Annotated in this window: 10 protein-coding genes and 2 pseudogenes; 6 read left to right on the top strand and 6 right to left on the bottom strand. The window is 56.1% G+C overall.

What is annotated here, in order from left to right; translation table 11 throughout:
• Both ACEK02_RS29510 and ACEK02_RS29505 read left to right on the top strand, forming a co-directional pair.
• On the top strand, positions 1 to 191 hold a 191-nt coding region (locus tag ACEK02_RS29510; RefSeq protein ID WP_371424994.1), incomplete at its 5' end, for a hypothetical protein.
• Positions 192 to 524: 333 nt separating this feature from the next.
• Positions 525 to 1,238 (top strand): annotated as a pseudogene (locus ACEK02_RS29505) (YiiX/YebB-like N1pC/P60 family cysteine hydrolase); the annotation flags it as partial.
• Between the two features lie 174 nt (positions 1,239 to 1,412).
• Here ACEK02_RS29505 and ACEK02_RS29500 read toward each other — a convergent pair.
• The 3 genes from ACEK02_RS29500 to ACEK02_RS29490 form a co-directional block, all read right to left on the bottom strand.
• Positions 1,413 to 2,222 (bottom strand): hypothetical protein, encoded by an 810-nt coding sequence (locus ACEK02_RS29500; RefSeq protein WP_371424992.1) that lies wholly within the window; start codon positions 2,220 to 2,222, stop codon positions 1,413 to 1,415.
• A gap of 109 nt (positions 2,223 to 2,331) precedes the next feature.
• Positions 2,332 to 3,621, bottom strand: coding sequence for a tetratricopeptide repeat protein (locus ACEK02_RS29495; protein WP_371424991.1), 1,290 nt, complete (start codon positions 3,619 to 3,621; stop codon positions 2,332 to 2,334).
• 357 nt (positions 3,622 to 3,978) lie between these two features.
• Complete coding sequence (locus ACEK02_RS29490) at positions 3,979 to 4,245, bottom strand: hypothetical protein (protein WP_371424990.1); 267 nt, start codon at positions 4,243 to 4,245, stop codon at positions 3,979 to 3,981.
• A 664-nt stretch (positions 4,246 to 4,909) separates the two neighbouring features.
• Between ACEK02_RS29490 and ACEK02_RS29485 the strand changes: the two genes are divergently transcribed.
• Positions 4,910 to 6,217 carry an Nramp family divalent metal transporter gene (locus ACEK02_RS29485; RefSeq protein WP_371424989.1) on the top strand — a complete coding sequence of 436 codons (1,308 nt, stop codon included), beginning with the start codon at positions 4,910 to 4,912 and terminating at the stop codon, positions 6,215 to 6,217.
• Here ACEK02_RS29485 and ACEK02_RS29480 read toward each other — a convergent pair.
• The gene (locus tag ACEK02_RS29480) at positions 6,210 to 6,497 is read right to left on the bottom strand and encodes a hypothetical protein (RefSeq protein WP_371424988.1); all 288 of its coding nucleotides are present in this window, start codon (positions 6,495 to 6,497) and stop codon (positions 6,210 to 6,212) included. The genes ACEK02_RS29485 and ACEK02_RS29480 overlap by 8 nt on opposite strands.
• 45 nt (positions 6,498 to 6,542) lie before the next feature.
• A complete protein-coding gene (locus ACEK02_RS29475; RefSeq protein WP_371424987.1) occupies positions 6,543 to 7,229 on the bottom strand; it encodes a ZIP family metal transporter in 687 nt (228 codons plus the stop codon).
• Positions 7,230 to 7,346: 117 nt separating this feature from the next.
• On the opposite strand from ACEK02_RS29475, the gene ACEK02_RS29470 reads away from it, so the two are divergent.
• Together ACEK02_RS29470 and ACEK02_RS29465 are read left to right on the top strand one after the other, a co-directional pair.
• Positions 7,347 to 7,589 carry a DUF2171 domain-containing protein gene (locus ACEK02_RS29470; RefSeq protein WP_371424986.1) on the top strand — a complete coding sequence of 81 codons (243 nt, stop codon included), beginning with the start codon at positions 7,347 to 7,349 and terminating at the stop codon, positions 7,587 to 7,589.
• A gap of 1,579 nt (positions 7,590 to 9,168) precedes the next feature.
• Positions 9,169 to 11,340, top strand: coding sequence for a carbohydrate porin (locus ACEK02_RS29465; RefSeq protein ID WP_371424985.1), 2,172 nt, complete (start codon positions 9,169 to 9,171; stop codon positions 11,338 to 11,340).
• Positions 11,341 to 11,549: 209 nt separating this feature from the next.
• On the opposite strand, the pseudogene ACEK02_RS29460 reads toward ACEK02_RS29465, so the two are convergent.
• Positions 11,550 to 11,750: pseudogene (locus ACEK02_RS29460) on the bottom strand (transposase); the annotation flags it as partial.
• Positions 11,751 to 11,839: 89 nt separating this feature from the next.
• On the opposite strand from ACEK02_RS29460, the gene ACEK02_RS29455 reads away from it, so the two are divergent.
• Positions 11,840 to 12,403, top strand: coding sequence for a hypothetical protein (locus tag ACEK02_RS29455; protein WP_168470983.1), 564 nt, complete (start codon positions 11,840 to 11,842; stop codon positions 12,401 to 12,403).
• Positions 12,404 to 12,619 lie beyond the last annotated feature (216 nt).

Genomic DNA, 12,619 nt, shown 5'->3' with positions numbered 1-12,619 from the left:
CACAGAAAAGCTGGCGTCGTCTCGACGGTCGTAACCAGTTGCCAAAACTCGTTCTCGGTGTGACATCCGCTGACGGGAACGAGGTCGTCGCCAAACAGACTGACCGTCAGCCCACAACCGCCGCCGCCTGTCCGGCCCGGCCATTACCAAGATTTGGCGATAGCTCGCGAACACTCTACAGTGCTGACTAAAGGCATGGAACTCCTCGTTTTCGGAAATTTGATTACGTCGCAAACAAGATGGCGAACGTCGAAACTACCGGTTTAACGCTCAGCAACTCTCGTCCATGAATAACGATTTTACAGGCGCGACTGAAAGTCCAACGTTCAGCCAATCATAGGGTGAGTCGCCTCCTCGAAATCAACAGATCGTGCGAGTTGGCGAGCAAGGACGCAGCTGAGATAAACAAGTTGGCTAACGTGCCGAATCAGTTGCCAGAACCGCCATCGGTGGCCAAAACCGGTGGATCAGGATGAAATAATGGCTTGGACTTGCTGGGCCTGTTGGAACCGGGATTCGGCCCTATGAGATGGATTCTTGATCACCTGGGGCGCTTGATCGCCGCCTATCTGCAGAAGCCCGCGTCCGGCTACGAGCCATTCATCCCGGCTGATCCGAAAGCGCTCCGAGCCTGCATCGAACCAGGCGATATTTTGCTAATTGAGGGCAACAATCGCATTTCCGGAATCATCAAGTACCTGACGCAGTCAACCTGGTCTCACGCGGCGCTCTACGTAGGATCGACGGCGCCAGGCGAATGCGAATTGGTGGAGTCCAATCTGGACTATGGCATTACTTGCGTCTCTCTGTCGAAGTATTCCAAATTTCATACTCGCATATGTCGACCCGTCGGGTTGTCCCCCGAGGACCGCGAAGCGGTCTGTAAATTCGCAGTTGCGCGGATCGGGTTCAAATACGATCTCAAGAATCTGATCGATCTTGGGCGTTACCTGGTGCCCCTTCCGGTGCCAAAGCGATGGCGGCGGCGAATGATCGCGTTAGGTTCGGGTGATCCCACCCGTCTCATCTGTTCCGCCCTTATCGCCCAGGCGTTCAAGGATGTTGGTTACCCCATTTTGCCTGCTATTACTCCATCGGAAAGCGAACATGTGCGAAATGAAATCTTTCATATCCGCGATTCCTCCCTCTATACGCCTCGTGATTTCGACATTTCTCCTTTTTTTGCCGTAATCAAACCGACGATCGAGGTCGGCTTCGATTATAAAAAGATTATTTGGTGCGCTGATCCGCCTCATTCAATCGGTGAACCTCTCTAGCTAGCTTAGCTTAACATTTGTTTCTGGCGGGAGTAGATTGCGGATGATGTCTTTTGCTGGCCTTGCGATAGGGCCGGGAGATCGCCTGTTTTGCTTCAAGGACTCACGCCGGTTTTAAGCTTTACGCACGGAATCTCAAACCCTCGTGCCTTTGATCGTTGCTTCGCAATCGGCCAACTTGGCTTCAAATTCACGGAGCAGAAAAAGGCTGACATCGTCGAGCGAGTCATGGTCCTTGCGGAATGGCTGCTCCAGCGTCTCAATCAGGTAGAGCGCGTAAATAAACATATACGAAATAAAGCCGAAAATCAGGGCGGTGCCGGGCGAACCTTCCGTTTCCAGAAACAGCAGAAGTAGCACGATGGCAGCAACCAACGTCTTCACCAAGATATAGACTGATGGGACAAACTGCATGCTTTGGATGTGGTAGATGCGAAAGAGGCATCTACGAAGCTGATCTTGCTGACCTCGCAACCGAACGATGAAATTTGCAGGCATGCCCAACGAATCCATCTGGGCGAATACCGGCGTGAGTTTATCGACTTCGGCAATGGCTGGCTGGAGATCGCGATGTGCGCCCTGATGTCCCAGTCCAATTCTCAGAGCCTTCAATATGTTTACCAGTATCGTCCGCAACGGATTGATTTCGAAATCCACACGTAGTTCCGCGAAACAGGCAGCGTCGTCATGGATCGCCTCCAATGCCACGCGAATGTCAGCCGGGAGCCGCTCCGATTCCTTGTAGTCAGAGAGAACGCCCGACAATAAAAACCCGATGATGAAGATCGCCCCACCGATGGCGCTGGTCAGCAACGTGCTCAGCGTCACGAATTCAAACTGCATCCAGTGCACGAATATTTTGACGGCGCTAATCGCAATGACGAGCCCGGTGACCAGGAAGAAAAGTTTAAGCTTTTTGAGGTTGTTTCTGTTAGTCCATTCCATATGCGCGCTTCTGCGGTTGTAAGGGGCTCCATTAAGGCAAAGTCGCGCGATAGAGGAGCGCCCCGGCAAGGCGCACCGTTGGTGGCAGAACCCGGCTTTCGCAAGGCGCTTATTGCCGCGGTAGCAACTTGGTCTCAGCCACCGCCGCGCTGTAGACGGTTTCCGCCGGTCCGCAGCTAGACGTCACCTCGCGCAAAGCATCTCTTGCTTGCTGGATTTGGCCATTGTGCAGCGCCAGTTCGCCCAGGAAAAATTTAGCTTCGCAGTCACGTTTAACTTGTTCGCGGCTTGTGCCCTCTTGAGCAGCAGCTCTGACCTTGTCAGCGTCGATAAGTCCGAGGTACATATCCAGCATTGCCCCCGGCCAAGCTCCGCGCTTTACCGCCATTGCGTTCGCCGCAAACTCCTCGCGGTCGGATTCCCCTTTATGAACCCGGGCAATGTGTAACCAAAGGACAGGATAGGGATTTGAAGGGCGCAGCCGTACGGCCGTCTTCAAATCCTCAATGCTATCGTCGATGGCGCCCGAGAACAGATGCGTTCGCCCCCGCCCCAAGTACGTGGCTGCATTGCCAGGATCCATTGCCAACGCCCGATCGAAGTCGTTCAATGCCTCGCCATATTTTTCGATTGCCAGATTCACGTTTGCTCGATTTGACCGGGCGGAGACGTCGCGCGGATTGAGTTTGATCGCGGTATCCAGATCGGCAAGAGCGCCCTCGACATCTCGGCGCAAGAATTTCACGACCGCCCTGTTGACGTACGCCTCGGCGTAAGTCGGCTGCAACAAGATCGCCTTGTCGTAGTCTGCGATGGCGCGTTCTTCGTCTTGCTTCAACACATAAGCATGGGCGCGATTGTAGTAGGCTTGGGCGTAGTCGGACCGCAAGCGGATCGCGCGGCCAAAGTTTTCGATAGCGAGATCAATATCTCCCAATTTTTCATAGACGTTTCCAAGGTTATTGAAAGCAAGCGGATCGCTTGGATTTAATTTGCTGGCCGTCAGGAAATCCTGCATCGCGCGCTGGTATTCGCTCTTCTCGCCCCAGATGATCCCACGATAGAGGTAGACGTTGGGGAAATCCGGAAGCAGCGCGACGGCCGCGTCGAAATCCGACAGCGCGCGGTCGCGAATTCCAAGCGCTTCGTATGAGACGCCCCGGCTATACAACAGAAGGCCGCGCTGTTTGTCGGCGAATAGCCCGCGCTGAAGCGCTTCGTCAAACAAGCGTATTGCCGTGGTGAAATCGCCACGATCCTTTGCAACGAAGCCCGCCTGCGCAAGATCGAGAGGATCGCGTTGCGCGAAGCTTGGGGAGACCAAGCATACCGCTAAGCCCAGCGCCGTGGTCAAGGCGAAGAGGATCGACCTGGCGGGATTCAGCAATATGTTACGCATCGGATCGTACCTTGCGGAGGCGGCGCCTTTGGTAACACCGTGTTGGGCGCGGCCACCGAGAACTCTTTCGTTTCGGATCAGGCTTCGGCTTCCTGTTTGCCGCGGATGGATTTAGCAATTCAGAGCGCCAATGCATACGCCCTTAACGATCAAACTCGGTCTCTAGCCGAGCATTGTAGGCGGGATTGGAGACCAATTGATAGCTGAAGGACTGCCCTGTCTTCTTAGAATCGGGTCGGGTGCGGTGCGGTATTTGGATAATTCGGCCCGCCCCAATGCGCACGATTGAGTTGAAAAACGGGCGCCGCTAAACCCGAGGGTTCCGGCGGAAAACGCATGCTGCGGTGGACATCCAACTCACAGAAGTCGGGGCATGATGCCCAGTAAAGGGGTTTCCATCGAAAATTCCCCCATGGAGAAAACATTGTGCGGTTGTATTGGGCCCCGATCGTAGTAGGCCAATGGCTTGAACTGGGTTATTTTCGTCCGCATATTCGAAGAATGACCGACAAAGCGCCGTTCACGATTGAAATTCTGGGATTTGAGCACGACTGCCCGGTAGTTCTTGATCGGGTGGTAGGCGGCTCCGTGTACCTTGAGGAAGCCAAGAGAATAGGTCAACATTTGCTCTCCATCGTGGAGGGGCCACAGCCTCGCGGCTACCGGGTCCTCACCAGCGACCACCAATTGGTGTTTACTTGGCGCCCAGGAGATATTGACGGAAACTCATCTCAAACGCTTCCAGATACCACATAGTTCGCTGACGATGCGGCCGGCTTCGGTTAAATGCGTAAAGCCACGCGAATAGATCCATCAATCCAAAGTATCTATCTACACCACCCGCTTGCGGATGCCTTCGGCGATTGGTTTTCTAGTTGAAAGCGAACGACGTTCCAGCGCGTCATCTAGGCAAAAAATTCTTTGCGAATCCGATCACCGTCAACGCCGCGCCTACCGGTCCAACGACAGTAACCCAGGGGTGGTCTGGAAATGCGCGATACAGCAAGATACCAGCGACGGTCGCCACCAAGGCTGTCATCGTCAGAAGTCCAATCATAAAAACAGTCGTTTGGCTTCGGGACGCCACCTGTCAACCTTTGCTAGATTCGGTCCTCAATGGAAGGATCGTTCAAAGAAAAACATAGCAAAATACGTTGGCGGCAGCGCATTTTTCTACAACACATCGTCTTCAAAATGCAGGAATCTGGCATTGTGGAACTTTGGTCGTGCCTTGGGCGTCTTCTAAATTATTGGATTTCTCAGTTTTTTGGGTTTGAGGGCCGATTGGATGAATTCGTCGGAAAACGTCGCCAAAACCGGTCTCAGTCCAGTCGTCGGCCGCACCAAGCCGCGGCTGCTCGGCGCTCTCGGTCCGGGCCTCATCACGGGAGCCTCGGACGACGATCCGAGTGGCATAGCCACCTACAGTCAAGCTGGCGCCCAGTTCGGATATTCACTGAGCTGGACCATGTTGTTGACTTACCCGCTGATGGCGGCGGTCCAGATGATCAGCGCCAGGATCGGACGGACGACGGGCCGGGGTCTGGCCGGCAACCTGCGCCAACATTATCCAAACTGGCTCCTACAAACATTCGTTGCGCTGCTGACCACGGCGAACACGATTAATATCGGCGCCGACCTAGGTGCCATGGCCGATTCAACCTGTCTGGTCCTCGGCGGTTCCAGAACTTTCTATGTAGCGCTGTTCGGCGCTATCTGCATCGGGTTACAGGTCCTGCTACAGTACACTCGGTACGTTTCCTATTTGAAATGGCTAACGCTCGCGCTGCTCGCTTATGTGGCGACATTGTTCATGGTGGATGTGCACTGGGGCGATGCGCTGCGCCAGTTCGTCATGCCGTCGTTCACCTGGAAAACCGAGTACATCCAGATGATCGTTGCCGTCTTCGGCACGACGATCAGTCCTTACCTGCTGTTCTGGCAGGCCTCCCAAGAGGCGGAGGATATTCGCGCCGTGCCGGAGCGGCAGGTCCTTAAACGGGCTCCTGAACAGGGTCCCGACGCCATCCGGCGGATCGAAGTTGATACCCTGATCGGAATGGGTATTTCTAACTTCATCGCCTTGGCTATCATCCTGACCACCGCTGCGACACTTAACGTCTCGGGGGTGACGGACATCGAAACTTCCGCTCAAGCGGCCGAGGCGCTTCGCCCAATTGCGGGACATTACGCTGCGACGATTTTCGCACTAGGCGTGGTAGCCACGGGCCTTCTTGCCATTCCCGTACTCGCCGGGTCGGCAGCCTATGCGGTCGGCGAAGCCCGCAAGTGGCCGATCGGTCTGGCCCGCCAGCCCAAAGAAGCGAAGGCTTTCTATGCCACCATCGTGATGGCAACGGCCGTTGGAGTGCTGCTCAACTTCACTCCGATTAACCCAATTAAGGCGCTTATTTGGTGCGCCGTGATCAATGGTATCGTCGCCGTGCCGGTGATGGCTCTAATGATGCTGATGGCCGCCAACACGAAGATCATGGGTCAGTTCGCGATCGGTGGTTGGTTGACGGGGCTCGGCTGGATCGCGACCGCCACCATGGCCGCAGCGGCACTTGCCATGGGCGTCACGTTTTTCATGTGATCGCGTCGATATGCCCTGCGATGAGATGGGATCCAGCCGATAGCGTGGCAAGCACGATTGCTTCGTCCCACTCCGAAAGACGCGCGCTTAGCGGCCGCCCGCGCGCAACGGCCAGAACTACCTGCACAAGAGAGTTTAGTCCGCTGAAGCCCGCCAGGTAGCGAAGGGCAAGCGAAACCGTGCCACCCGTACCGACTGCAAGGGCTGCCGCTAAAGCGACCGCCAGGGCGATTTCCCATCCAACTTTGGTGAGCCACTCACGTAAGAGGCTGGTTTGCACGTTATCTCCTTCAAACCGTGACAAGGCGGCGACCCGGATCGGCGTTCAGCCTGCGAGCTCATCTAACAGCAGAATTAGCAAAAAGCCCACGAAGAACAGGCTGGTGACCCACGGCTTTTCCGGAGCCGAATGCGCCTCGACCAACAGCTCTTCCGTGACGAGGTATAGTAACGCGACCAGCCCAAATGAAAAGAAGGCCGCGATCCAAAAGTTTGGAAGATGGCTAACCGGGATGCCGACGGCGGCACCAAGGGGCAGCAAAATCGCGACCCCGCCAACGACAGCGAGAACATTTGCAGGCTTTCGAATCGACTCGGACAGTTCGCCGGTCAACGAAAGGCCTAGGAACAAGACTTCGGTCGTCAGCGCGACCGTGAGCAAGAACCCCTGCTTCGCCCCGGCTGCGAATCCTATGCCAAGCACCAGTCCGTCGATGAAGATGTCGACGGCGACCATAGCGACGAGGCCCAATGTACCTTTGAAAGTCTCGCCAAGCCGCTTGATCAAAAGCATCAGTAAGATTCCGGCGGCTCCTCCCAGTATGACTGCCCAGGCTGACTGACGGTGTTTGATGTCGGGCAGAAGCTCTCCCGCGGCGGCAGCGAACACCACACCGGCGGCGAAATGCTGGATAGCACCAGCGAATGCGGCCGACGGCTTCCGCCAGACCGCCGCGGCGGCGCCGAGCACGACGGCTACCGCCGGGATCAGCGTGTACATCCAAGCGGACATTAAGAGTTCCGCTCTGTCGGCCGCGTCGGTGAGTTGGGGCGAAAGAGACATTCTTTCCAGAAATGCAACCTAATCCCCGTTAGCGCGTTTTTAATTTCCATACCCACAGGAGCTCCCATGACAGATACCTCGCAGATCAAAGAGCACATGGACGTCATCTCGTCCGACAAAAAGACAGTCGGCAAAGTCGACCATCTTGAAGGCTCCGACAAGATCAAGCTAACCAAACAGAGTTCACCCGATGGCGCTCACCATCATTTTATCCCCGTCGCGTGGATCGATCACGTCGACCAGCACGTCCACCTGACAAAATCCGGCGCGGAAGTCACTGCCCATTGGCAGCACGAAGGCAGAAAGTAAGACGCAGATCGGGCCGGCGAGAGAACGTCGGCCCGTGGCTTGAGCAACTTTGAAGATACGTCCTTCCTCGTCTCGATCGGGATCGTGCCTGGCCGGTTGAGAAATCATGAGTAGGCCGAGTCCAAGAGGGACCGGGTAAACATCTGCGCTAATGCCGGGGCACCAGTCGGTCGAGAGGTGATATTACCGCCGTTCGCATCGCTGCAGTCAGCGACGCCACCCGACCGAATGCTCCGAAGCCCACCTAAAATTTAATTGGAGCGCAGCTTGAAAGAGGATCGCGCAAGTTAGCAACAGTCATACTTGTTTATGAAAACTTTTACTTGACTTCATCATCGCCGTCTCGCAGCTCCGACGGGAGGCAGCTAACACCTTGTGACGACGGAAGCCCTAGCGTCCTTCGCAAATATTGCAGCGAATTCATATCGACACTCGGCAAACCTAAAAACTCAGCATCTGCCTTATCGCGAACTTCGCCGACGGTTTTTAGACCGGCCGAATTCAGTAGGTTTCGAATTCTCTCCGGAAGTCGTACACTTTCAATCAGCGTGTTATCCGGGAGCTCGGGAGCTGGATCAATCATCTAATCACTCCAATGCACTCCGTATGGCATCATCAGGGAGCACTTTATCGGTCTTTCCAGTTTCAATTTTAGCTTGAGTTTCAAATAGGGCCAAGTGCCGTCGAATCGATCCGCTACTATTCTCGAACGGTCATTGACATCCCATCGCTGCCTGGGACTGGCATGAGTTATACGTTCGCTTTCATGAACGGCAGCGGAACTGCAGGCCCAAATCAGCCCAGCCATCATTGCCCGGGATTTCCTGATCTCCTCTATGCCTGACGGCGCGGTCCTCCAAGGTGGTCCTGGGTCGTCGGCGCCACGGTTGCTTGCATGGATCAGATGCGCATTTGTCAATGATTCCTGATCGACGGTGAGACGCGACTGGGATGCCACTGACAGGTTGAGGCCTTCGTGCAAGCAGCCTTCGAATTCGGCTTGGCGGCAATTGAACGATTTCCGGTTGCAAGCGAATGGGCCTGACCGTCGCCGTAACTTTCAGCCCCGAGCGGCGGGAGCGTGATACGGACCGCCGTCGAAAATGCGCGAGGTCGGGGAGTCATTGGAGTTTTTCGGCTGGCGAACGCAAGCTTGCGCTACGGGACGATCCTGAACCGGCGGCGCCGGATTCACACAGCGGTCTTCGATCTGTCTTATAAAGAGCGCGATGGGGAGCGGTTCGGAGGCATGGTCGGCTCTGAGCGGCCAGCAAAGCGCCAAAAGGTCGAGCAGGATGTCAACGCATCGATTGATCGAACCGCTAACAGTGGCTGACGACGAGTTATGTCGCCCTCGTCATTTTGACGTTACGCCTTTTGACGTTACGGCCGCTGATTCGGATCGTCAGCCGGCAACTGATCACGCAAACCAAAACCGGCTGTGGTATCGGACTTATCTTGGAATAACAGTCTTCACCAGAATAAACAGATGCCGGGAGGAAGCAGTGAGTCCTCCATTGAAAGCAATGGGCGTCGCTCGACGCCCATTCGTTCTTGCAATTGCGAATTAGTTGCAATAATGCTTTGGAATGAATATCATCTTTCTTTTACCTATTTTAGCGTTGGGGTAACGGGGCGCGTTATGAAGAGAGTGTCCAAGTGTGTGGGGGGCACCTGGATAGTGCTTGCGAAGTGTTCTGTCGCGATCGCAGGTGACCTTCCCGTAAACCTTCCGGTCAAGGCACCTTTGCCCTTCGTTTCGAAGGCTGCGGAGGTGACGGGTTACGATTGGAACGGTTGGTACGTCGGCGCCCATGCAGGGGTGATCAGAGGCTCTTCAAACTGGTCCGCAACTCCGCCGGGAGCCGGCGGCCCGAGTTTAAATGGATCATTCGGTCTTCCCTTCAATTTCGATTTCATGGGCGGAACGGGCAGCTATTTCGCCGGACTGCAGGGCGGGTATAATCACGTTTTTCCGTCTCGCGTGATGGTTGGCTTCGAGGTTGACGTTACCTTTCCGAATTCGGACGTGCAGGTACCCTTTTCCGTGCGCGGCAGTCAGAGGGTCACCTCGCCCTTGATCGGCGAGGTGACTTACGGAGAAGCGGTCATCCATTACGGAAGTGCCCGCGCTCGCCTCGGCTACGCGTTCGAGCATTTCCTCCTCTATGGAACGGGAGGATTGGCCTGGACCTACAATCAGGCAACGCGGGATCAGGTTACCGGTTTTCCCGTTGGCGGTTTCGCAACGCCGGGGACCGTGGACACGAGGCTGCTGTGGCGATTGGGGTGGGCCGCGGGAGCGGGCATCGAGATTCCACTCACCGGCAACTGGACCGCAAAAGCCGAATATCTGTCGACTGGATTTGGCCGCAAGGGCGTGACATTTCCGGCCGCAGCGGAGATGTTCGCATCCGACCTCGCCATGCAAAGCGTCCGGCTTGGTGTGAACTACCGGATCGGTGGAGATAACGCTCACATATCGGACTTCATGGCCAAGGGGCCATCCGCTCTGGAAACAGACCGCGTCGCGTTCCACGCCCAAGCCACCTATGTCAATCAGTATGCCCCTCCGTTTCGGGCTCCCTACAGCGGCCAGAACAGTCTCGCACCGAACATCGGCCGCGAGACTGCAGACGTAACCTTGTACGCAGGCGTCCGGCTCTGGAAGGGCGCCGAAGCATGGGTCAATCCGGAAATAGATCAGGGCTTTGGACTGAGCAAATCGGTCGGCGCTGCGGGTTTCCCAAGCGGCGAGGCCTACAAAGTCGGGGCTAATTACCCGTACACGCGTCTGCACCGGGCGTTCCTGCGACAGACTATCGACCTCGGCGGCGAGGTTCAGAAAGTCGATGCCGGGCTCAACCAGTTTTCCGGGTCGCAGACTTCGGATCGGTTGGTGTTCACTGTCGGAAAATTCAGCGTCGGCGATATCTTCGACACCAATAAATACGCCCATGATCCTCGCGTCGATTTCATGAACTGGACCATCATCGACACCGGAACGTTCGACTATGCGGCCGACGCTTGGGCTTACACCGTCGGCGCGGCCGGGGAATGGTACCAAGGTCCCTGGACCTTGCGCGCCGGCCTATTCGATCTATCCATCGCACCGAATGCCACCCACCTCGATTCACAGTTCGGACAGTTCCAGTGGGTCGGCGAGATCGAGCGGCGATATGCCATCTGGGATCAACCCGGGAAAATCGCGATCAGCGGATTTCTGACACGCGGCCGGATGGGAAGCTTCCAGGACGCGATCCAGTTGGCTGCAGTGAACGGAGGACCCGCCGATATCGCCGCCGTGCGGCGCTACCAAAGCCGTGGCGGCATCAGCATGAATCTAGAGCAGCAACTCATCCCCAATGTCGGCCTGTTTGTCCGAGCCGGGGTCGCGGATGGCAGTAAGGAGCCCTATGAATTCACCGACGTCGATCGAACCGTCGCCGCCGGCCTATCGATTTCCGGAAAGCAGTGGGGGCGGGATAACGATACGTTCGGCATAGCCGGTGTCGTCAACGGGATTTCCGGCGTGCACCAAGCGTTTCTCAATGCCGGCGGACTTGGAATCCTGGTTGGCGATGGCAAGCTGCCAAATCCGGGCAGCGAAAAAATATTCGAGACTTATTATAGTTTTCCGGTATTTTCCACGAAGGTTACGCTGGACTATCAGCTCATCGCAAATCCAGCGTACAATCGCGACCGAGGCCCAGTTTCGGTGCTCAGTTTTCGCGTGCATTCGCAATACTAAGCAATTCTGATCGCGCTCTCGGTTAATCCCAGTGCGACTATCAGCATATGAAGCATCACGATGATGGTGTGGATGACACCCACTCGACGGCATCAAATGTGGCAGAGTGTTGCCGAAGCAACAAAGAGAGGAGTAATCCACAATGCATCCTACCACCATCGGCTCTCGCCAAGCACGTCTTTCAAGTGCATGGCGTGGACGCTGCGGGTAAAGTAGGGGTTCTCAACCCCGCGCTCGCAGAGCGCTTCATCGGAGAGGTCATAGGCGCGCTTGAGGATCACCCCAGCCCCGCCATCAATCGCGTCGGCAGTGGCGGGCGGCCCGGATCATCGGTGTAGACCGCCCCAGACTCCCGTTCCAGGAACCCCCAATTCCACCGTGCGCCCCAGCGCCGCCAGCGGATGCTTCAGATGATCTGATCGAGCCGCGGAATGATCCTGCTCTCCCGTCGTTCCGGCGGCCGCATCTGGCCCTCGCCAAAGCTCTCAAAGGCGCGTGAATGACAAATCAAATTTGCAAGGAATCCCCTTCCGCACACCCGATTTCCGGCAAACTAAATTGCCTCAGAGAACAGGTCACGCTGAAGCGCCTCATCAAACAAGCGTATCGCCAGCGTGAAATCGCCGCGATCTTTCGCAACCAAGCCGGCCTGTGGGAGATCGAAAGGGTCGCGTTGGGCGAAGCTCGGGAGACGAGGCATATCGGCAAGGCCGTTGCCGTGGTCAGTCCAAAAGCGACCACCCATCGACCATACCTTACCTCACCTCAACGAGGGGGCGCCACCGGAGCAACCGCCTCGTGGTGTCAACATCCGGTAACTGCCGTAGACCAGTGCGGCAGTTTCAGTCGGCGAGGAAGCCCTCTCGTAATAAAGTCTCAGAATGCAACACTCTTACAACCCGGCTCGACTGCAACGGGCTTCGACAGGATTTTTTTACTGGCCGATGCCTTACCTGATATCGGCCGGTCCACGGCAACCATGTGTTTGATGATCGCGGATGCGACCCCTACCGCAGCCGCCAACGAGATCGCGTGCGGACACATCGGGCAATCTGACGGTTGACGGAGATGCTACACCAACCATCACCACGGGAAACGCCGGTTTAGTCTGAAAAGACCCGATGGCTTGGCCAGTTGACCATGTTGCGGCCGTGAACGCCATTACCAACATTGGGAAGCGGATGCGACACATTGGAGCCTCCGCAAGCAAGCAACCAATGGGATCCTTACTCCATAACGGGCCACTACGAAACTCAAATTAGGCCACAAGCGGTTAAAA

Source organism: Tardiphaga sp., assembly GCF_041424195.1.
Lineage (GTDB): Bacteria > Pseudomonadota > Alphaproteobacteria > Rhizobiales > Xanthobacteraceae > Tardiphaga.
The sequence above is the reverse complement of the archived record's forward strand: the minus strand, read 5'-3'. Positions and strand labels throughout refer to the sequence as shown.

Coding starts and splice junctions, on each gene's coding strand:
- ACEK02_RS29500 (WP_371424992.1), bottom strand. CDS start 2,222: ATGGAATGGACTAACAGAAACAACCTCAAAAAGCTTAAACTTTTCTTC.
- ACEK02_RS29495 (WP_371424991.1), bottom strand. CDS start 3,621: ATGCGTAACATATTGCTGAATCCCGCCAGGTCGATCCTCTTCGCCTTG.
- ACEK02_RS29490 (WP_371424990.1), bottom strand. CDS start 4,245: ATGTTGACCTATTCTCTTGGCTTCCTCAAGGTACACGGAGCCGCCTAC.
- ACEK02_RS29485 (WP_371424989.1), top strand. CDS start 4,910: ATGAATTCGTCGGAAAACGTCGCCAAAACCGGTCTCAGTCCAGTCGTC.
- ACEK02_RS29475 (WP_371424987.1), bottom strand. CDS start 7,229: ATGTCCGCTTGGATGTACACGCTGATCCCGGCGGTAGCCGTCGTGCTC.
- ACEK02_RS29470 (WP_371424986.1), top strand. CDS start 7,347: ATGACAGATACCTCGCAGATCAAAGAGCACATGGACGTCATCTCGTCC.
- ACEK02_RS29465 (WP_371424985.1), top strand. CDS start 9,169: ATGCTTTGGAATGAATATCATCTTTCTTTTACCTATTTTAGCGTTGGG.
- ACEK02_RS29455 (WP_168470983.1), top strand. CDS start 11,840: ATGACAAATCAAATTTGCAAGGAATCCCCTTCCGCACACCCGATTTCC.